This window comes from uncultured Williamsia sp. (genome assembly GCF_947494875.1).
Classification (GTDB): domain Bacteria; phylum Actinomycetota; class Actinomycetes; order Mycobacteriales; family Mycobacteriaceae; genus Williamsia_A.
In genome coordinates this window covers 156,362-176,458 of the sequence record NZ_CANLWM010000001.1, presented here as the reverse complement: position 1 = coordinate 176,458, position 20,097 = coordinate 156,362, and the positions used below count along the sequence as shown (strand labels likewise).

Here is a 20,097-nt window from a genome sequence, read left to right as displayed (position 1 = left end):
CGGGGGCTCTCGGCAGGACGCGCTCAGAGCCAGTCGCGTCGCTTGAACAGGGCATACAGGACGATCATGGCCGTCAGCAGCAAGACGCAGCTGGTGACGAATCCCACGGTGTGGTCGAAGCCGGGGAACGGGACGTTCTGCCCGTAGAACCCGGTGATCGCCGTGGGGACCGCGATGATGGCGGCCCAGCCGGTGAGCTTCTTCATCACCGTGTTCAGCCGGGCGTCCTGCAACGACAGGTTCGTCTCGAACACCGTCGACACCATGTCGCGCAACGACTCGGTCCATTCCGCCGCGCGCAGGACATGGTCGTAGAGGTCGGCGAACTCGGGATCGAGACGGTCGCCGGCGCCGAGCGCGTCGCGGCGGTGCTGGATCACCGCGACCACCTCGCGCATCGGCAGCACCACGCGGCGCAGCGCGACGAGATCCTTGCGCACGCCGTAGGTCCTCCGCTGCAGGGTGCGTGCCAGGACGGACTCGTCGAACAGCAGGCCCTCGAGGTCCTCGATCGCGTCGTCGAGGGTCTGCACGGCCTCGAAGTGCCCGTCGACGACGACGTCGAGCAGTCCGTGCAAGAGCGCCTCGACGCCGCGGTCGTGGGCCTCCGTCTCGTCCCATCGCCGTCGCACCTCGGCCATGTCGACGATGTCGGCCGATCTGGTGAGTCGGACCGTGATGAGAGCGTTGCGCTTGATGAACACCGAGATGCGCTGCGTGGCGATCGACTGCGAGGCGCCGACGGGCGTGTCGGACGCACGGACGCCCGCGTCGGCGGAGCAGCGGACGGCATAGACGGTCACGAAGGTGTGGTGGGCGTAGGTCGTCGCCTTCGTGCGTTCGGCCGCCGCGAGCGCGTCCTCCACCGCCCACGGGCTGAGGTCCAGCTCCTCGGCGAGCCGGCCCATGGTCTCCTCGGAGGGGTCCTCGAGGTCCGCCCACACCAGGGTGTGGGACTCGGTGAGGCAGTCGGAGATCACCGCGAGGTCGAACCCGTCGACGGGCGCGCCGTCGCGCCAGATCTGCCCGGTGATCGCCCCGTCGGACACGGTGGTGGTCAGTGCTCGGTCGAGAACGTCGACCGACGGCCGTGCCGGAACCAGGCGAGGTCGACGAGACGGTCGATGAGATCGGGGTAGGAGAGGCCCGTCGCCTCCCACATCTTCGGGTACATCGACGACGGGGTGAAACCGGGAATGGTGTTGACCTCGTTGAGGAGCCAGCCGCGACCGTCCTCCTCGTAGAAGAAGTCGGCGCGAGCCATGCCCGAGCAGCGCATCGCTGTGAACGCGCGCAGGGCGAGTTCCCGCACCTCGGCGGTCGCCTCCTCGGACAGCTGCGCCGGGATCGACAGTCCCGCGGTGCCGTTGAGGTACTTGTCGGCGTAATCGTAGAACTCGGCACCGGGAAGGACCTCACCCGGCAGCGAGGCCTCGGGCTGTGCGTTGCCGAGGACTGCCACCTCGATCTCGCGCCCGGTGACGCCCTCCTCGACGATGACGACCTCGTCGTACCGCAGCGCCAGGTCGATCGCGGGGGTCAGTTCGGCCGCGTCGTGCGCCTTCGAGATGCCCACGGAGGAGCCCAGATTGGCGGGCTTGACGAAGACCGGGAACCCGAGCTCGTCGGCCACCCGCGTCGCGAAGTCGGCCGTCGTGCCGACGCCGTCGCGGTACTCGAGCCAGCGGCACTGGGGGATGTCGTTCTGTGCCGCCACCACTTTCGCCATCGCCTTGTCCATGCAGACCGCGGACCCCAGGACTCCGCTCCCCACGTACGGGACCCCGAGGAGCTCCAACATCCCCTGGACCGTGCCGTCCTCGCCGTGCGGGCCGTGCAACAGGGGGAGGACGACGGTCGTCGGGATGAGGTCGCCGGTGGTGACCGCGCGGGGGCCGCGCAGGATCTCTGTGGACGCCGCGGTGGTTCCCTCGATCGGCAGGCTGGAGGGGAGTTCTCGTCCCTCCTGGAGCGCGGCGACCGCCTTGTCGTTGCGGATCCACTCGCCGGCGCGGGTGATGCCCACCGGGACGATCTCGTAGCGACGTCGGTCCGCGGCGGCCATGACGTGCGCCGCGGTGATGCAGGAGATGTCGTGTTCGGCCGACTTGCCGCCGTAGAGCACGACCAGCCGCACGTGCTCCAGGGGCTGGTCGGGGTCGGGCGGGAGGACCATGGCGCTCACCCTACGGTCACGATCCGGACACCCGCTCGACGTGGTGGGACTGTCCACGGTCACCGCCCGCGTAAAATCGACGGGTGCGTTTCACAGCCAGCGAGATCGCGTCCGCCACCGGCGGGAGTCTCACCGGCGCCGATGTCCAGATCGACGGCGCCGGGATCGACTCCCGCACGATCGGGTCGGGACAGCTCTTCGTCCCGATCGTCGCGGAGCGCGACGGTCACGACTTCATCCCCCAGGCCCTGTCCGCCGGAGCGGCGGCCTACCTGACGGCCCGGCCGCCGCTGCCGGGCGCGTCGGCGGCGGCGATCGAGGTCGACGACACCGCTCGCGCCCTGATGGCGGTGGGTGAGGCAGCGCGCCGCCGCCTCACCGGGCCCGTCGTCGGGGTCACCGGATCGGTGGGCAAGACGTCGACCAAGGACATGCTCGCGCAGGTGCTCTCCACGGCTCTGCGGACGCACGCCAACGAGCGATCCTTCAACAACGAACTGGGCCTCCCCATCACCCTGATGGGTGCCGCCGACGACACCGAGGCTGTCGTCGTCGAGATGGGGGCCCGCGGGATCGGCCACATCGCGATGCTCTGCGACATCGCCCACCCGACGGTCGGTGTGGTGACCCGCGTCGACGGGGTGCACCTCGAGATGTTCGGCTCCATCGGTGCGATCGCCCAGGCCAAGGGCGAGCTGATCGCGTCCCTGCCCGACGACGGACTCGCGGTGCTCAACGTCGACCAGGACACCGTCATCGCGATGGCCGCGAGGACCACCGCCGACGTCATCGCCTACGGCCTGTCGCCGACGGCCGACGTGCACGCCACCGACATCCGCGTCGACGCCGAGCTGCGCCCGACCTTCACGCTGCACTCGCCGTGGGGATCGATCGAGGTCGCGATGGCGGCCCGCGGTCGCCACCAGGTGCACAACGCCCTCGCCGCGGCCTCCGTCGCCGGTGGGCTCGGCCTGTCGGTCGATCAGATCGCCGAGGGGCTCTCGGGTGCCTCGATCTCCGGTCTGCGGATGGAACTGACCCGCACCGACGACGGGGTCGCCGTCCTCAACGACTCCTACAACGCGAACCCGACCTCCATGCGGGCCGCGCTCGACGCGCTGTCGGGACTCACCGACAGCCGAAAGGTCGCCGTCGTCGGTGTGATGGCGGAGATCGGCGACACGGCGCAGGCCGAGCACCTCGCGATCACCGCGCGGGCGCAGGAACTCGGTGTCGAGGTCATCGCCGTCGACGCCCCCGACTACGGACCCGACGCGCGCCACGTCGCCGACATCGACGCGGCACTCACCGCGCTGTCGGACCTGTCGGCCGGTGACGCGGTGCTGGTCAAGGGCTCTCGGGTCGCCGCGCTCGAACGCGTCGCGGCAGCTCTGCTGGCGGCCCCGGCCTCGCGCTGACCGCCATCGCAGGCCGTCGTGACCCGCCGGTCGCACGCCGCCGGGACTCGCTCACCGGGTTGCGTGCGGTCGCCGCGTTCGCGGTCTGCGCGACGCACGCCGCGTTCTGGACCGGCGGCTACACCGACGACCTCCCTGGCCGGATGGCCGCGCGACTGGAGATCGGTGTCGCGATCTTCTTCGTGCTGTCGGGGTTCCTGCTGTTCCGGCCGTGGGTCCGGGCCCTCGCCGAGGGGCGGCCTGGTCCGTCGCTGCGGCGCTACGCGGTCCACCGCGTGCGACGGATCCTGCCCGCGTACTGGGTCACGGTGATCGCGACCTACGCACTGTTCTCGGTGTGGCGGACGCAGGACGCGACGCTCGCACACGACTGGTCGGGCTTCCTGCGGTCGATGACGCTGACCCAGATCTACGGGTTCGGTCACCTGCATGTCGGTCTCACACAGATGTGGAGTCTGGCGGTCGAGGCCGCCTTCTACGTCGCGCTCCCGCTGATCGCGTGGGTGACCGTCCGCGTCGTGTGCCGGGGGCGGTGGCGACCGTGGGCGGTGGTCGGGGCGTTGGTGGTCGTGGGTGCGATCAGCCCGATCTGGGCCGTTCTCACCTCCGACGGCACACTCACCGACCCGACCGCCCGCCTGTGGCCACCGGCCTTCGTGATCTGGTTCGCCTGCGGGATGGTGCTCGCCGTCGCCGCGCAGTGCTCCATGCGGGTGCATCCGCTGCTGGCGGTGCTCGTCGCGGTGCTGGCGTTCCAGCTCAGCTGGACGTCGGCGGCGGGCGAGCCGACCATCACGCCGACGACCGCGGGCGCGACGGTCGTGAAGTCGGTGCTCTACGCGATCACCGCGTCGTGCCTCGTGGGTGCACTGGCGCTCTCGAGGCGGGGGAACCTCCTCGACCGACTGCTCGGCCATCGCGTCGCGGTGTGGCTCGGCGAGATCTCCTACGAGTTCTTCCTGGTCCACCTCGTCGTGCTGGTGTGGGTGATGGACCTCCTCGGCTATCCGACGTTCACGGGGTCGATGCTCGGGGTGCTGATCATCACGACTGTGGTCTCCATCCCGATCGCATGGGCGCTACATCGGACGACATATGCCTGGTGGTGGGCCCGATCCGTACCATCGGGGGTGACCCCGACCCCGGACAGGAGCAGTGCCCGATGAGCCGCGACGCCTCCTCCGTGCAGGTCACGTCGGACACCGTCCACCGCTGGTGCGAGAGGTCGACGATCCCCGGGCGTCACCCGGAGTTGTCCGACGCCGCGGCCGTGGCGATCGCGACCGGCCACCTCGACGCATCCGCCCGAGCGATCGTGCTCGCCCGGATGCGGGCAGGCCTCCCGATCCCGTCGTCGTCGCAGATGCTGCCGGGCGCGCGCGAGTTCGCCGAGTTGCGTCGTCTCCAGCGGACCGTGGCCACGCTCGACGAGCAGGCCGACGCGCCGGTGACACCGTCGGTGGTCGCGGCGGTCATCCGGGCACGCCGGAACTCCGTGGCGCGCAAGCTCGACGACGCCCGCCGCACGCTGGTCAGCGGCAAGGGCGTGTTCGCGACCGGGGTCCGTGCGATCCGGCGCGAGCGTCGCGAGGGCACGCATCTCGAGGCGGTCGACCGGGAGCGCCTGTTCATCGGCCTCACCTACACCCCGACGCCGGATGTCGGCGGGTACGTCCGTCGCATCGGCAACGCCGCGCTCGAGCGGGTCGCCGGGGCCATCGAGAACGCCGCCGCGAAAGCCGGAAAGGACTCAGGCCGACGGTGGTTCGCCGAGATCGCCGGCGATGTCGAGGGCGCTGCACCCGGTAGCGACTCCCGGTTCATCGACGGGTACGAGACCATGCTCTTCGCGGCGGGCAGCTTCTACGATCGCGTGCTGCGGTGTCCGGCATGGCATTCCGAGCATTTCACGCTGCAGCGGGGCCAGGTCGACCTGAACGCTGAGCTGGCCGAGATCGCCGCCGATGTCATCGCATTGCGTGCCATCCGTGTCGATCTCGACGCGTCGCGCCGCTCCGCGGGCTTCGACGACAGCCTCGACGGTCACATCGCCCGACGCGAGGAGTCGCTGCGTCCGGTGTGGCGGGAACTCGTCGACCGCGTGGCGGCTCTGGCGACCGTTGCCGAGGTCGTCGAGTCGGCCGCGGCCGAGCTCCGTGTGCTCGAGGAGTATGCGCACACCGCGACCATCGACGACCGCATCGACGAGCTCGTCGGTCGGGCGGGGTCGCGCGAGGTCTCGGCCGACAACACCCGCCGACTCACCGAGCAGGTGCGCGCAGGCGAGGAGAACCTGCGCATCTACCGGGATGTGCTGCAGGGCAACATCCTTCGCCTGTCGGCCGGGAGCCGGCCCTGGTCAGGAGAGTGACGACACCCAGTCCGCGGTGGTCGTGACCGTCGCCTGACGGGGGAACACCGAGGTCATCAGCACCTCGTGCACGTCGGTCTGGGTGTCGGCGCACGCATCGGACAACACCGTGATCCGGTAGTCGAGATCGGCGGCTTGTCGGAGTGTGGACAGCACGACGCCGCTGGTGGAGATGCCGGCGAGCACGATCTCCGACGCGTCGAGGCCCCGCAGCAGCACCTCGAGGTCGCTGCCGGTGAACGCGCTGACGCGCCGCTTCGTCACGATCGCCTCGTCGGGCCGAGGGGCCAATGCCGGGTGGATCTGCGTGCCGTGCGCGGACTCGGTCATCGAGTCGCCGGCGGCGTCCGCCAGCCTGCCGAAGCCCAGATTCGTCGCGGCCACCTCCGGGTAGCCCGGGCGGAACGCGACGCGGACGAACACGACGGGGACACCCGCGGCGCGGGCTGCGTCCGTCGCCGAGACGGCGTTCGCCAGTGTCGCCGCGGAGTCGAACCGGTCGACGATGCCGTTCTGGAAGTCCATGACGAGGAGTGCTGAGGCCATGGGGACAGTTTGTCAGTCAAGACTGTTCATCACAACCTGATCAGTCTAGGCTGTCGAACATGTCCGACACTGTTGCCTCCGATCTCGCCCTCCGTGCCGCGGGGGACACCCGCGTGGCGGTGGGTCGGTTGCTGCGTCGTCTGCGGGAGGTGTCCACCGGCGACGAACTGACTCCCGCGCAGGCGTCGGTGCTGGCCCGGGTGGGCAAGGGAGAGGCGTCGACGGCTGCCCGGCTCGCCGAGGTGGAGAACGTCCGGCCGCAGTCGATGTCCGCGACGATCGCGGCCCTGGAACGGGTGGGTCTGCTGGAGCGACACGCCGATCCCGGCGACGGCCGTCGACAGATCGTCATGCTGACCGCGGCCGGGCGCGACGCCGACGACCACAACCACCGCGCCCGGACGGAGTGGTTGACCGAGACGGTCGCCGAGAGGCTGTCCGACGACGAGTGCGCCACCCTCATCGAGGCCGCCCGGGTGATCGAGAAGCTGGTCGCGAGATGACGGCCGACACCGTCGAGGCGAGGCGACGATTCGACCGGCGACTGCTGGCACCGATGATGATCGGGTCGATCCTGAACCCGATCAACTCGTCGATCATCGCGATCGCACTGGTGCCCATCGCCGTGGCTCTCGGGGCGCCGGCCTCGCAGACGGTGTGGCTCGTGTCCGGGTTGTACCTGGCCACCGCGGTGGGACAACCGGTGATGGGTCGACTCATCGACGTGCACGGTCCGCGCCGCCTCTATCTCGTGGGTGCCCTCTGCACCGTCGGCGCGGGGGTGCTCGGAGTGGTGGCCCCCGACCTCTGGGTGCTCGTGCTCGCTCGTGTGCTGCTCGGGATCGGCACGTGCGCTGCGTATCCCGCGTCGATGTACCTGATCCGGATGGAGGGGGAGCGCACCGGGACGACGAGTCCGGCGGGCGTGTTGACGGCCCTGTCGGTGACGACGCAGACCATCGCTGTGATCGGTCCGACGCTGGGTGGACTCCTCATCGGCCTCGGGGGGTGGCGTGCGACCTTCGCGATCAACATCCCGCTCGGGCTGGCGATCCTCGTCCTCGGGCTGCTGTTCCTGCCCCGGTCCGTCCCGGTGCCCGACGGTCCACGCGCCCGATCGGACTGGGTCGGTGTGGCCCTGTTCACCGCGATGGTGCTGTCGCTCCTGGTGTTCCTGATGGACCTGTCCGTCGACCGACTGTGGCTGCCCGTGGTCACCGTCGTCGTCGGCGCGGCGTTCGTGATGCGGGAGCGCAGGGTGGCGCACCCCTTCATCGACGTCGCCGTCTTCGTCGGCAACCGTCCGCTCGTGGTGACCTATGTGCGGGCCGTCCTGGCGGCGACGGTCTCCTACAGCTATCTCTACGGCTACACGCAGTGGCTGCAGGAGACGCGGGGACTGTCCGCGACGGCTGCGGGTCTCGTGTTGCTCCCGACGTTCGCCGTGGGGATCGTCGTGTCGGTGACGACGGGTCGTCGACCGCAGATCCGGCGCAAGCTGCTGGTCGGTGCCGTGGCCCAGATGGCCGCCGCCGCACTGATCCTCTCGACGTGGACGGATGCTCCGCTCTGGTACCTGGTGGTGACGGCCGCGGTCACCGGCGTGCCGCAGGGGCTCATCAACCTCGCCGTACAGAACACGCTGTACCACCAGGCCGATCCGGAACGGATGGGTGCGTCGTCGGGTCTGCTGCGCACGTTCATGTACTCCGGTGCGATGCTGGCGTCGGCTGCGAGCGGGGCCTTCTTCGGTGCCCGGGCGACCACCTCCGGTGTGCACGAGCTGGCGGTGTTCATGCTCGTCGTCGCCGCGGCGCTGGCCGTTCTCACGGTCGTCGACCGCAGCCTGCGCGCGGTCGACGCCGCCGCGCAGGGCTGACGTCACCGAGGACGCTGTGGCGCACCAGGGACGGGGAGGCAGGCCAGGGCAAAGCATCCCGGGTTGCCCTGGAGTGGCGCGCGTAGCGGTGTCGAGCCGCAGCGGGTGATGGTGCACCCGGCCGGTGCGTACGGGCCGAGACCGAACGCACCGAGGGCGACCGACGGGTCGACGAACTGATCGGGATCGACCGTGAGGTTGAACGTCGGCCGGTACGGGCCCGGGTCGGGGAGGCGCGGGGACGTCACCGACGCCGCGAACAGCCGCAGGAAGCTGTGGTACAGCTCGCTGTTCAGGCTTCCGCTGAGCGTCGTGATCGGGTCGGGGGAGACGTCGCCGAACGCGCCCGTCCAACTCACCAGGATCCCCAGGCTCGGCAGGATGAAGTTGTTCTGTTGCGCCAGACCGACCATCGCGTAGGTGTCGGACGGCAGACCCTGGAACGGCGCGACGTCGATGGTCTGCCGGGACGGGATCGACGGTCCCGTGCACGGTCCGCGGTTGAGCCAGAACAGGTAGCCGTAGCACGGGTTCGTCGCCGTCGGGGTGCGCGCCTGGTCGACGTAGTCCGCGGCGACCACCCTGCGCCCGTTCCATTCCCCGCGGTTGAGCATCAACAGGCCGAGTCGGGCGAAATCGTCCGGGGGCATGTAGAGGAACGCATACCCGTAGGTGTTCCCGCTGCGGTCACGGTTCCAGAACCAGTCGTGCGGACCGATGCCGACGGGTCCGAACAGCTTCTCCTGGGCGTAGCGCTGGACGTCTTCGCCGACGGCGCGGCCGACGACGTAGGCGAGCAGGTCACCGTTGTGTTGGCCGTACTCGAAGAACGTGCCGGGGTGGTGCAGGATCGGCAGTGCCAGAGCCTGTTTCACCACGTTGATGTCGAGGTCGAGTGCGGCCGGTATCCCCTCGCTGACGATCGACTGCTTCAGTCCCGAGGTCTGGGTCAGCAGATCCCGCACGGTGATCGCGCGATGCGCGGCGTCACCGAGGCCCGCGGGCAGGTAGTCGCCGATCGGTGCGTCGAGTCGCAGGCGTCCCTCGCTGTAGGCGACGCCCGCGACCATCGACACGACGGACTTCGTGCCGCTCCACAGGTTCCAGGGCACGCGGTCGGTCGCCGGGTTGAACGGTCCCTGGCCGACGAGGCAGTTGTTCCGATAGATCTGGATGTTGGTCCGCAACCGTGACGACGCGAACGCGATGGCGGTGCGCAGCGTGGCTGCGTCGATGCCCACCTGGGCGGGGGTCGCGGTCTGCGGGTCCGCGGCCCCGGTCGGGACCGAGCATGACCGCAGTGCCGGTGTGGGCTCCGCGGAGGCGACCGGCGCGGCGAGCGCCGCCACCAAGGCGCACAGCACACCGATCACGACCGTCGTCCACCTGCTGTGACCTGAAACACTTGACCGCACGGTAAACAGTTAGCACACGAGTCTGCCTGCGTACAGTGTCAGCCGTGCCCGAGCCGTCGTCCCGCCGGAAAAGGCCAGGTCCGGCGCCGATCCCCCGCGAGCAGGTGCTCACCGCGGCGGCCGAGGTGTTCGCCGAGTCGGGTTACGACGGCGCGCCTCTCGTCGAGATCGCGAGCCGCGCGCACACCAGCAAGCCGACCATCTACAAGCACTTCGGCGACAAGGCGGGCCTCTACCGCAGCTGCCTCGACCGCGAGATCGCGGCGGCTCGCGAGTTCCTCTTCGACGCGTACACGCGGGCGGAGTCGGACTCGATCGCCGACGAGGTGACGGCCGACGTCGTCGCGTTCTTCGACTACGCCCGGATGCGTCCGCACGGGTTCCGGCTCATCGTCGACGACACCCATCGAGGCCCCGGAGGCCAGGCGGCGCAACGCTTCACCGACTCCGTGGTCGACCGGATCGTCGGGCGCCTCGCCGCGCGGACGGGCGTAGAGCCCACCTCGGCCGTGCTGCGACAGATCGCCGCGATGCTCGTCGGCGCGTCGGTCTACTCCGCGCGGGAGGCGCTCCTCGTGTCGCAGGCGGATCCCACTGCGGCGTCGCGGTTGGCGGCGGAGTTCATGAGCGGTGCCGTCCTCCACCTCGCGACCCTGCACCGCTCCGGAGAGTGAGCTGTCAGACCGTGCTGATGCCGATCTCCTGCGCCAGCCAGGGCAGCGAGTCCTCGAACGACGTCGACGCGAACTGCCACGAGTGCCGGCCGGGCCGGTTGTCGATGGTGCAGCTGATGCCCACCGCGCGGTTCTCGGCGCACAATTGGACGGCCTCCTGCCCCTGGTTCGCCGAGCCGCCGTCGCCGCGACCGCCGAGTCCCGCGCCGCCCTGGGACGGGGGTTTCCACCCGCCCGGCGGGCGGTGGTGGCCGCCGACGTGCTGCCCGTGCCACCGGGGCATGCCGGACTGTTCGGCTTCCTCGTACCGCGCGGACACACCGACGTACGGGCCGTGCTTCTGCATCACCGTCGCCGGGTCGAACGACGCGTAGGCAGCGGCGTTCCCACCGAAGAGTCGATCGATCGTCTGCTGCTTCGTCCCGGCGACGGGTGCCGCGTCGCCGGCGATGTCGACGTAGGAGCTGAACAGGTCCGGGTGCATCACCGTCAAGTCGACCGAACAGGTGCCGCCCATCGACCACCCGACGATGCCCCAGTTCGCCGCGGCCGACGACGTGTGGAAGCGGGAGATCACCGCGGGGCGGACCTCGTCGGTGAGGTGGGTGGCGACGTTGCCGCGGGGCCCGTTCACGCATTCGGTGTCGTTGTTGAACGACCCTCCGGCGTCGACGAACACGAGCACGGGCGCGACGCCGCCGTGGGCTGCGGCGTACTTGTCGACGATCGGGATCGCGTTGCCCGTCCGCACCCAGTCGGCGGGGGTGTTGAACTCGCCCGCGATCATCATCACCACCGGGAGGGTGGGGGGCGTCGCACCGCGGAACCACGCCGGCGGCAGGTAGACGTACTCGGTGCGATGCGCGAAATGGCTGACGTCGTCGGTGGTGGTGATCGGGACGACGGCGCCGGTCGTCCGGTTCGTGTCCCGCATCGCCGCGAGGTGGTCGGCGGAGACCTGGTCGGGGAGTGGCCCGGCGGTGATCCCGCCCCACGCGGCGGCCAGCGTCGGGTAGTAGCCGACCCACTGGTTCAGCACGACCGTTGTCGTCAGGGCGGCCGCGACGACGGCGAGCACGGCGACACCGCGCCGCCACCACCGCGCGCTGCGGAACCCGACGACCAGCACCGCCACCGCGCCGACCGTCACGCCCACCCAGATCCAGAGCTGCCAGGGCGCGGGGTCGGTCGCCAGACCCTGCGAGTCGAAGTAGAGGTGCACCAGCAGTGCGCCGATCACAGCGATGACGACGGACACCGGCACCCAGACGAAGCGCCAGCGGCGGGTCCGCCAACCGATCGCCGCGACGAGCAGGACCACCGAGACGATCTGCAGGGTGAGCGGGAACCATCCGTCGAGCAGGGACACCCCGTTGTGTGACGACACAGGCACAACTGCGAGTGTGCCGAGCGATCCTGTCCGGTCGCTGTGTGATCGGTGGGAGGACAGGAGGATCCGGACGCAGTCGACCATTCGGGCGTCAGGTCTGGACACGCGCTCGTCCCGCGTGGCGCACGCGTGTCCGCGCCCTGCACAGCGCGGGTGCGCGAGGGGCGCGCGGGTGCGTGTCTGACGGCAGTGGGAACCACGTCAGGCTGTGCGTGACCACGCCCGCAAGGTGGCCTTCTCGTCGTCGGTCAGTCTGCGCAGTGTGTGTGCCTCGACGTCGACCACGGCCATCTGGGTGGTGGCCGTGTACGCCGGGGGCGCGTCGGGGTCGTCGGACACCGCGGTGAGCGCGTACCCGATGGTGAAGTCGACGGACCGGAACCCGTCGATCCACATCGCGACGCGGATCGGTCCGTCGTCGGCGGTGAGGTGTCGGTGCGCGGTGAGGTCGACGGTCACGATCATCGCGCTGGTGATGAGCGGGCGGTGCTCCTCGCCGGCGCTGAGCAGCCAGGCGACGCGGGCCTCCTCCATCACGGTCACCAGCTGCGCGGTGGCGAGCAGACCCGACGCCCCTGCGTCGGACCACCGCACCGGGATCGACGCGACGAAGGCGGGGGCGACGCCGCTCATCGTGGGACGGATGGGGCTGATGTTGCGGTACGGACGCGCAATCGTGATTGACCCGATGCCCGACGGACCGCGTCGACGGTCGGGTCCTCACATGTGCGGTGGCTACTGTTGGTGGGCGCAGGCACCCCTCGTTAGTACAGCGCCGGGGTGCGCGAGTCGCGACGAGGGGTTGAGAACGTGGGCAGGCCGGTGGGGGATCGACGCTGCGGGCTCCGTCGTGCCCTGGTGTGCCTGGCCGCAGTGCTCACCGTCGCCGGGGCGGTGGCCCCGGTCGCGTCTGCCGCACCCGCCCCGCCTCGGGAACCCGCGTTGGACGAGGTCACCAAGGTGAGTCCGCGCCAGCTCGAGGTCACCGTCGAGTCCCCCGCCATGGGCGGCCCGGTGTCGGTGACGGTGCTCCTGCCGCGGGACACGTCCCGGAGCAGGTCGACGGTCTACATGCTCGACGGTGCCGGCGCGACGGGGAACGTCAGCGACTGGATCACCAAGGGTGACGCGGTGAAGTTCTTCTCCGACAAGGACGTCAACGTGGTCCTTCCCGCGGGCGGCAAGAGCACGTTCTACACCGATTGGGAGCGCACCGACCGCGTCGTCGGCAAACCGATGTGGGAGACGTTCCTGACGAAGGAACTGCCGCCACTGATCGACAAGTACTACAACGGCAACGGTCGCAACGCGATCGTCGGACTGTCCATGGGTGGCCAGGCCGCTCTCGCGCTCACGTTCCGGCACCCACAGCTCTACACCGGCGCCGCGTCGTTGAGCGGGTGCCCGCCCACCAGTGGCCTGCTCAACGAGGCGTACGTCCGTGCGACCGTCGGTCGCGACGGCGCCGACGCGAGCAACATGTGGGGTCCGTTCGGGGCGCCCGGGTGGGCCGCGCACGACCCGAGCCTGCACCTCGACAAGCTCCGCGGGAAGAACCTCTACATCTCCGCGGCCTCCGGCGCGATCGGTCCGCTCGACTTCCAGGAGCCGTTGGACCCCGGGATGAGTCGAGAGCAGCAGACGTTCGCGGCGTCCGGGCTGGAGAGCGGCGCCTACCGGTGCTCGCTGGAGTTCGCGCTGACGCTGCGCGCCAGCAACATCGCGGCGACGGAGAGCTTCCCGCTGATCGGTACGCACTCGTGGGCCTACTGGCGGCAGGACCTCCCACAGCTGTGGCCGACGATCGCCCGGGGGCTCTAGCCCGACGCGCGCTCCCGCTCACCGGCGACGCGCGGACAGTGTCGGTCGACATCGGTCCGGAGAGCTGTTCCCGCAGCACCGCGGTGTGCCCGGGCAGCACCGCGGTGACATGGTCAGCGGGCGTCGCGGCGGATGGCCAGCAGGTGGAGTGCGATGCCGACGATCGGCACGAGCCAGATCAGGGCGAGCCGCCGTCGTCGCGATCGCGATGCCACCTCGCGGCCGATGAGATCGAACGTGACGAAGACGGCCATCGCGAGCCACGCCAGCGTCACCACTGCGAGCGCGAGCCAGCCGACGACCTCGAGGTAGTGCGGGAACATGTTGCACCCGCGGGTTCGCGCACGCTGGGCGAACCCGAGGCCCTCGGTGCGGGGTGCGTCAGCGATGCTCGCCGGCCCTGTGCTCGCGAGCCCAGTTGTCGGCGAACGCGAGGAACAGGTCGTTCTCGTCCGGATCGCCGATGGTCACCCGCACGCCGTCCCCAGCGAACGGACGGATGACGACCTTGTTCTCGATCGCCGCGGCGGCGAAATCGGTTGCCGCGTCGCCCAGGTCGAGCCAGACGAAGTTCGCCTGGGACTCCGGGACGAAGTAGTCGAGGTCCTGCAGTGCAGCGGACACGCGGGCACGCTCGGCCACGACGGCCTCGGTCCGCGCGAGCAGCTCGTCGTCGGCGTCGAGGCATGCGGTCGCGGCGGCCTGCGCGAGCGAGTTCACGCTGAACGGGACGTGGACGCGTCGCAGTCCGTCGATCACGGCGTCGTCGGCGACGGCGTACCCGACGCGGAGGCCGGCCAGGCCGTAGGCCTTGGAGAAGGTCCGGAGCACCACCAGGTTGGCGAAGCGCCGTTGCAGCTCGATCGCGTCGTACCGTTGCTCGTCACTCGGACGTGCGTACTCGACGTATGCCTCGTCGAGCGCGACGACGACATCCGAGGGCACCTTCTCGAGGAAGTCGACGAGGGCCTGCGCCTCGACCACGGTCCCGGTCGGGTTGTTGGGGTTGCAGACGAAGATCAGTCGCGTCCGCTCGGTGATCGCCTCGGCCATCGCGGTGAGGTCGTGGACGCGGTCGCCGGTGAGCGGGACCTGAACCGGTGTCGCGCCGACGACGCGGGTGGCCAGTGGGTAGGTCTCGAACGACCGCCAGGCGAAGAGGACCTCGTCGCCGGGACGGCAGGTGATGGTGATGAGGTTCTGGCAGAGGCTCACCGACCCGCACCCGGTCTGGATCGCGTCCGGCGGGACACCGAGCTTCTTCGACAGCGCCTCGGTGAGGACGACCATCCCGTTGTCGGGGTAGCGGTTGAGCGTGGCGGCAGCATCGGCGATCGCCTTCGCGACGCTCGGGAGCGGCCCGAACGTCACCTCGTTGCTGGCCAGTTTGACCGCGCCCGGGAACGTCCTGCCCGGGACGTAGGCGGGAACCGAGGCCAGGTCGGGGCGGATGCGCGGGGTCACGCAGACCAATGTAACCGTGCCGCGACCTGCGGTTCCATGCTGGTTTGCCCCGGCTCGCAACGCATGTGTAATCTTTGCGTTCGGCAGTTCGCGAGAACTCCACTGGAGGCGTGCCAGAGCGGCCGAATGGGATTCACTGCTAATGAATTGTCCCGCTAAAACGGGACCGGAGGTTCGAATCCTCTCGCCTCCGCCGAGGCACCGGCCTTACGACAACTGAATACCTGCGCCCGTAGCTCAACGGATAGAGCATCTGACTACGGATCAGAAGGTTAGGGGTTCGAATCCCTTCGGGCGCACACCGAGATCCCCCGCCTGGTCCACACGGACCGGGCGGGGGATCTCTCGTCGTCGGGTGATGACGATGAACGACCGGCTCGCGTCAGTCGTAGTAAGAGTTATCAGGCTTTACAAGATCCTTATAAAGCTCTACAACTCTTGCTATGGATGCGTTGTCCAATCCCTACACACCGAACGCCGGGGCCACTCCTCCGGTGATGGTCGGGCGCGAAGATCAGCAACAGTCCTTCGATCTGTTGCTGGCACGGTTGGAGCGCGGTCGGACCGAACAGTCGATGATCGTGACGGGCTTGCGAGGCGTCGGGAAAACGGTGCTGTTGCGTGAGTTTCGCAAAAAGGCCGAGATGCGGAAATGGGCGATCGTCGAGATCGAGGTCAGCAAACACGACGATGACGATTTTCGTCGGCAGCTTGCCCGCGAGTTCCGCTCAGCACTCCTGTCGATGTCGCCGAAGGCGCGCTGGACCGACAGGGCACGACGAGCAGCCGCTGTCATCCGGTCTTTCACGATCAACATCGACCCCGACGGTCGCATCACCGCGGGTCTGGATGTGGGCGCGGAGGAGGGAGTCGGCGACTCGGGTGATTTGACGTCGGATCTCACGGACCTCGTCGTCGCACTCGGTGAGGCGGCGCGCGAGCATGAGGCGGGTCTCGTGCTGCTGCTCGATGAGATCCAATTCCTGCACAAGCAGCAGCTGGAAGCACTCGTGGCCGCGCTCCACAAGACAGTCCAGCGCGAGCTACCGATAACGATGGTCGGGGCAGGGCTACCGCAGATCGCGGAGCTGGCCGGCGAGGCGAAGTCGTACGCCGAACGCCTGTTCAAGTTCCCTGAGATCGGGATCCTCTCGCACGACGAGGCCGCGACGGCGCTCCGCGAACCGGCCTCGGAAGAGGGTGCGATCTTCGACGCGGACGCGCTCGAACTCGCCGGGGAGATCACAGGGCGGTACCCCTACTTCCTCCAAGAACTCGGATATGCCGTGTGGCTGATCGCGTCCGACGGCCGGATCACACGTGACGACGTGGAGGCAGCGCAAGGTGTCTACGAGGAGAAGCTGGACAGCAGCTTCTTCCGTGTCCGGAAAGATCGAACCACCGAACTGGAGCAGGCATACCTCCGGGCGATGGCTGAACTCGGCCCCGAGCCCCAGCTCGCGGGTGACGTTGCCCGACTGCTGGATCGGACGTCGCAGCAATGCGCTCCGACGCGCTCTGTGTTGATCGAGAAGGGACTTCTCTACACCCCGAATCACGGTTACGCCGCGTTCACGGTTCCCCAGTTCGACCGGTACATGAAGCGATCGGTGCCGACGCTCTCCGTCCCTCCGGTGCGGCAACGTCGACGCCGGCGCTGACTCGACGTGACTGTGGAGTACACGCGAGTCGGCCACGGATTCGCCACAGCCGAGATCGTGCCCCACGCTCCGAGCGTGCGGTGATCGACTCTCTCGCCCGGGATGCCGTCGACCTGGTCGGGGCGGACGCGCGCGCTGTTCTCGGCATCACCGGAGCACCCGGCGCGGGAAAGACCACGCTGGCGCAGGCGTTGGTCGCCCGGATCGAGGAACTCCGGGGGCCGGGGTGGGCTGCGCTCGTGCCGATGGACGGCTTCCATCTGGCCGACGATCAACTTCGACGTCTGGGCGCGCTCGGACGCAAAGGTGCGCCCGACACCTTCGACGCAGCCGGATATGCAGCCCTGCTCGCGCGGGTCCGGCTGGAGACCGGGCGACCGGTCTACGCCCCCGGCTTCGAGCGGACGCTCGAGCAACCCGTGGCCGCCGCGCTGGTGGTGCTGCCGCAGGCGCGGCTCGTGATCACCGAGGGCAACTATCTGTTGCTCGACGACCCCGAGTGGTCCCCGGCGAGAGCCGCGATGGACGCCGTGTGGTTCGTGACCGCCGACGAGTCGACACGTCGTGAGCGCCTGCTGGCCAGGCACGTCGAGTTCGGGAAGACGCCGAGCGAGGCGCGCGCGTGGATCGCAGGCGTCGACGACCACAACGCCGAACTGGTGGCGTCGACGGCCGCACGCGCCGATCGTGTCATCGGGCCCGGCGGTCGGACGTCATGACTCCGCAGGAAGGCGGGATGTCAGCGCAGGGCCCCAGCGCTCGCAGTAATCGGTGATACCGGTGTCGGTCGTGTAGGTCGAGTCGAGCAGGTACAGCCCGGGTGCCGGCGTGACCGCACCCAGCTCGACCAGGACGGGCTTCAGGAGAAGCTCCGGCGCCATCGCGTGAGCGGGGCCGGCACCCAGCATCAGCGGCACCGACACCACGTCGCGAAGCCCTTCGTCACCGGCGAACTGGTCGAGGAACAGCTTCAGCACCCCGGTGTACGTCGCTTTGAACGTGGGGCTGGCGAACACGACCAGATCCGATTCGGCGACGGTCGTCACCGCGGCTGTCACGTCCGGGTCCCCCCAGCCGAGGAGGCCGGCGCCGAGAGTGATGACGTCGACGACGTGGTCCGGCGCAGCGCCCGTGAGTCCCTGGGCAAGCCGGGTAGCGGCGTCGAGAGTGCGCGAGGCCGGCTTGGGGTTTCCGGCAACGACGGTGGTGGTCACGTGGCAGTCCTACCGGTCGCGGTCGTCGCCCGTCAATCCTCCGCCGACGGAGCGGGGTCGGGCATGCGGTCGGTGCCCCAGCTGCGACGGATGTAGCCGACGATGCGGTCGATGTCCTCGGCGGGGACGTCGTCGGGTCGGCCGTTCTCCAGCGGGTCTGCGTGGAAGATGTACAGCCGCGACGCGAACTGGTCGAAGGGCAGGGACCCCTCTCCGTGGCGTTCACCGTTGCCCGCGGTGCCCACGACGACGCCGTCGCCCCAGTCCTGCCCGCTGTCGTTGTTGGGGTTGAAGAAGTAGACCCGCATGACGCCGTCCGGGTCGGCGGCGACGCGCAGGATCGTGATCGCGTGCCACCCGACGTACCGGGCGGCGCTGTCGGTGACCGCGACGCCCGCCGGCTGCGGGTGGATCAGCGGCTGATCACCGTTGTAGGCGGGGTGGTACGACGCGTGGAACTGGCGCAGAAACCCGTCGAGGTCGATCAGGTTGCCGGTCTCCACGTCGACGTCGATGTGGAACTCCCGCCACGACCACCAGCCGTGGAACTCCGGGTTCACCCAGCGGTGCGGGTCACCGTCACGCCCGGCGCATCGCCGGACCATCTCGGCGTAGATCCGGTCGAGATGCGGTACCAGCAGTAGCGACACCGGGTCGAGATCGATGGGATCGCTGGTGGCGACGCCGCTCTCGCTCGCCGTAGACGACAGCGCCGCGCCCTCGAAGTGCATGACGACCTCGTCGTCGCGGGCCGCCCACACCACCATCTGGAGCAGGTAGTCGGGATCGTTGTAGGCCCACATCGACAGTGCGCGCGCCGACTGGCACGTCGGGTTGTCGCCCTGCCCGACGCCCAGCGGCTGGCCCAGCATCGACAGGATCCCCGCGAGCAGCCGTGCCGACGGGACGGGGGCGTCACCGAAGGCCAGCCGCAGCCGTTCCGACGACGCGGACGACAGCGGGAGCGCGATCTGCCGCCAGAGCGACGGGACGATCGGCGGCTGGTGGAGGATGCCGCGGTCGAGCATGAGGGCGAGACCATAGATGCACTGGGCGGTCTCCGGGTGCACGGCGACGTCGACAAGGCGGTAGACGAGATCCGGGAAGCGTTGCAGCGACGTACGACCCACGTCCGACAGGCCGAGCGCCTCGGGCAGCAGATGCGGATTCGTCTCGACCAGGTAGCGCAGCAGCGTCGCGTGGTACGGCGACACCAGGCCGGTGTCGTGCATGGCGCGAGCGAACCCGCCGGCCTCGAACTGCAGCCCGCCGGCGTCCATCACCTCCAGCCGCGACCGGTAGACGTCGACGCCGGGATCCTCCCGACACGCCTCGGTGGTCCCGAAGAGTGCGGTGATGAGGCGGTCCAGCCCCTGCCCCGACGACCCGAGGTCGACGTCGGGGTCGTCGCGGTAGATCGCGATGCGGGTGACCATCGCGGTCACCTGCTCGACCTGGATCGGGCGCTGTCGCAGGATGCGCCAGATCTCCTCGACCAGTTCGTCGAGGACGCTGTCGTAGCCGATCTGCTCGGCGACGTAGCCGAAGAGATCGCGGATGAGGTACGCGGTACGTCCGAGGCGAACGCGCTCGGCCTCCGACGGCGGCGTGAACAGCACCTCGAGGTTCATCGCGAGAACCTGCGACAGGAACCGTCGCGCGTCGTCGGCGTCGACGGCGGGGTGCGTCATGTCACCGGCTGCCACGGCGACGAGCCGCAACTCGCTCGCGGCCTCCAGGGCCACGGTGTCGGCGTGGCCGCTGCGCAGGCTGGAGCCGACGATCGCGGGGACCAGGATGTCGGGCTGGGCCCAGTCGGTGCCCGCGAACAGTCCCGCCTCCTCCAACGCCCCGGCGCGCTCGCGGACCGCCGCGCACCCGCCCTTCTGCGTCAGGACGCGGGTGAGCGCGTCGAGAACCCGTCGCACCTTGGTGCTCTTGGAGAACTCCGGTGCGTCGTGCAGTGCAGCGGTCGCGTGATCGAGCTGGGCGAGACGCGTCGTCAGCGCAGGATCGGGCGCAGTCGATCCCTCGTCCACGACGGGGTCCATCGACTGCGTCGGGCCGC

Annotated in this window: 19 protein-coding genes and 2 tRNA genes; 11 read left to right on the top strand and 10 right to left on the bottom strand. The window is 69.5% G+C overall.

From position 1 onward, the window contains the following. Nucleotides 1-23: 23 nt before the first annotated feature. A complete protein-coding gene (locus Q1A98_RS00885; RefSeq protein ID WP_299569153.1) occupies nt 24-1,049 on the bottom strand; it encodes a magnesium transporter CorA family protein in 1,026 nt (341 codons plus the stop codon). A gap of 8 nt (nt 1,050-1,057) precedes the next feature. Continuing rightward, nucleotides 1,058-2,176, bottom strand: a complete 1,119-nt coding sequence (locus tag Q1A98_RS00880; protein ID WP_299569152.1) for a D-alanine--D-alanine ligase family protein — start codon at nt 2,174-2,176, stop codon at nt 1,058-1,060. An 83-nt stretch (nt 2,177-2,259) separates the two neighbouring features. Between Q1A98_RS00880 and murF the strand changes: the two genes are divergently transcribed. From murF to Q1A98_RS00865, 3 genes are read left to right on the top strand one after another with little or no spacing between them, the layout of a single operon-like run. Next, nucleotides 2,260-3,594, top strand: a complete 1,335-nt coding sequence (gene murF / locus Q1A98_RS00875; RefSeq protein WP_299569150.1) for a UDP-N-acetylmuramoyl-tripeptide--D-alanyl-D-alanine ligase — start codon at nt 2,260-2,262, stop codon at nt 3,592-3,594. Further along, nucleotides 3,591-4,760 carry an acyltransferase gene (locus Q1A98_RS00870; protein ID WP_366943343.1) on the top strand — a complete coding sequence of 390 codons (1,170 nt, stop codon included), beginning with the start codon at nt 3,591-3,593 and terminating at the stop codon, nt 4,758-4,760. The genes murF and Q1A98_RS00870 overlap by 4 nt, the downstream gene beginning before the upstream one ends. Beyond that, a complete protein-coding gene (locus tag Q1A98_RS00865; RefSeq protein WP_299569149.1) occupies nt 4,757-5,965 on the top strand; it encodes a hypothetical protein in 1,209 nt (402 codons plus the stop codon). The genes Q1A98_RS00870 and Q1A98_RS00865 overlap by 4 nt, the downstream gene beginning before the upstream one ends. Here the strand turns inward: Q1A98_RS00865 and Q1A98_RS00860 are convergent. After that, nucleotides 5,954-6,511, bottom strand: coding sequence for an isochorismatase family cysteine hydrolase (locus tag Q1A98_RS00860; protein WP_299569147.1), 558 nt, complete (start codon nt 6,509-6,511; stop codon nt 5,954-5,956). The genes Q1A98_RS00865 and Q1A98_RS00860 overlap by 12 nt on opposite strands. Nucleotides 6,512-6,570: 59 nt before the next feature. On the opposite strand from Q1A98_RS00860, the gene Q1A98_RS00855 reads away from it, so the two are divergent. Continuing rightward, nucleotides 6,571-7,014, top strand: a complete 444-nt coding sequence (locus Q1A98_RS00855; RefSeq protein WP_299569146.1) for a MarR family winged helix-turn-helix transcriptional regulator — start codon at nt 6,571-6,573, stop codon at nt 7,012-7,014. Further along, complete coding sequence (locus Q1A98_RS00850) at nt 7,011-8,390, top strand: MFS transporter (protein WP_299569145.1); 1,380 nt, start codon at nt 7,011-7,013, stop codon at nt 8,388-8,390. The genes Q1A98_RS00855 and Q1A98_RS00850 overlap by 4 nt, the downstream gene beginning before the upstream one ends. Nucleotides 8,391-8,392: 2 nt before the next feature. Here the strand turns inward: Q1A98_RS00850 and Q1A98_RS00845 are convergent, their stop codons facing one another. After that, nucleotides 8,393-9,763, bottom strand: a complete 1,371-nt coding sequence (locus Q1A98_RS00845; RefSeq protein ID WP_299569144.1) for a serine hydrolase — start codon at nt 9,761-9,763, stop codon at nt 8,393-8,395. An 86-nt stretch (nt 9,764-9,849) separates the two neighbouring features. Here Q1A98_RS00845 and Q1A98_RS00840 point away from each other — a divergent pair, with 86 nt between their 5' ends. Then, a complete protein-coding gene (locus Q1A98_RS00840) occupies nt 9,850-10,479 on the top strand; it encodes a TetR/AcrR family transcriptional regulator (protein WP_299569143.1) in 630 nt (209 codons plus the stop codon). Nucleotides 10,480-10,483: 4 nt separating this feature from the next. On the opposite strand, the gene Q1A98_RS00835 is transcribed toward Q1A98_RS00840, so the two are convergent. Together Q1A98_RS00835 and Q1A98_RS00830 are read right to left on the bottom strand one after the other, a co-directional pair. Continuing rightward, nucleotides 10,484-11,872, bottom strand: coding sequence for an alpha/beta hydrolase-fold protein (locus Q1A98_RS00835; RefSeq protein WP_366943301.1), 1,389 nt, complete (start codon nt 11,870-11,872; stop codon nt 10,484-10,486). 198 nt (nt 11,873-12,070) lie between these two features. Beyond that, entirely contained in the window at nt 12,071-12,502 is a 432-nt protein-coding gene (locus Q1A98_RS00830) for an acyl-CoA thioesterase (RefSeq protein WP_299569141.1), read from the bottom strand. Between the two features lie 177 nt (nt 12,503-12,679). Between Q1A98_RS00830 and Q1A98_RS00825 the strand changes: the two genes are divergently transcribed. Continuing rightward, the gene (locus tag Q1A98_RS00825) at nt 12,680-13,690 is read left to right on the top strand and encodes an alpha/beta hydrolase family protein (RefSeq protein WP_299569139.1); all 1,011 of its coding nucleotides are present in this window, start codon (nt 12,680-12,682) and stop codon (nt 13,688-13,690) included. Between the two features lie 113 nt (nt 13,691-13,803). On the opposite strand, the gene Q1A98_RS00820 is transcribed toward Q1A98_RS00825, so the two are convergent. After that, nucleotides 13,804-14,013: a hypothetical protein gene (locus Q1A98_RS00820; protein WP_299569138.1), complete on the bottom strand. Its 210-nt coding sequence runs from the start codon at nt 14,011-14,013 to the stop codon at nt 13,804-13,806. 58 nt (nt 14,014-14,071) lie between these two features. Then, nucleotides 14,072-15,154, bottom strand: a complete 1,083-nt coding sequence (hisC, locus tag Q1A98_RS00815; protein WP_299569136.1) for a histidinol-phosphate transaminase — start codon at nt 15,152-15,154, stop codon at nt 14,072-14,074. 104 nt (nt 15,155-15,258) lie between these two features. Here hisC and Q1A98_RS00810 point away from each other — a divergent pair. From Q1A98_RS00810 to Q1A98_RS00795, 4 genes are all read left to right on the top strand, one after another. Further along, nucleotides 15,259-15,347: transfer RNA gene (locus Q1A98_RS00810), tRNA-Ser, on the top strand. 33 nt (nt 15,348-15,380) lie between these two features. Then, nucleotides 15,381-15,453 (top strand) — tRNA-Arg (locus Q1A98_RS00805). Nucleotides 15,454-15,597: 144 nt separating this feature from the next. Then, on the top strand, nt 15,598-16,815 hold the full coding sequence (locus Q1A98_RS00800) for an ATP-binding protein (protein WP_299569134.1): 1,218 nt from the start codon (nt 15,598-15,600) through the stop codon (nt 16,813-16,815). 38 nt (nt 16,816-16,853) lie between these two features. After that, nucleotides 16,854-17,534 (top strand): nucleoside/nucleotide kinase family protein, encoded by a 681-nt coding sequence (locus Q1A98_RS00795; protein ID WP_299570463.1) that lies wholly within the window; start codon nt 16,854-16,856, stop codon nt 17,532-17,534. On the opposite strand, the gene Q1A98_RS00790 is transcribed toward Q1A98_RS00795, so the two are convergent. Both Q1A98_RS00790 and Q1A98_RS00785 read right to left on the bottom strand, forming a co-directional pair. After that, nucleotides 17,529-18,029 (bottom strand): NAD(P)H-dependent oxidoreductase, encoded by a 501-nt coding sequence (locus Q1A98_RS00790; protein ID WP_299569132.1) that lies wholly within the window; start codon nt 18,027-18,029, stop codon nt 17,529-17,531. The two genes, Q1A98_RS00795 and Q1A98_RS00790, sit on opposite strands and share 6 nt — an antisense overlap. Nucleotides 18,030-18,061: 32 nt before the next feature. After that, nucleotides 18,062-20,080, bottom strand: a complete 2,019-nt coding sequence (locus Q1A98_RS00785; RefSeq protein ID WP_299570462.1) for a hypothetical protein — start codon at nt 20,078-20,080, stop codon at nt 18,062-18,064. Between the last annotated feature and the right edge of the window lie 17 nt (nt 20,081-20,097).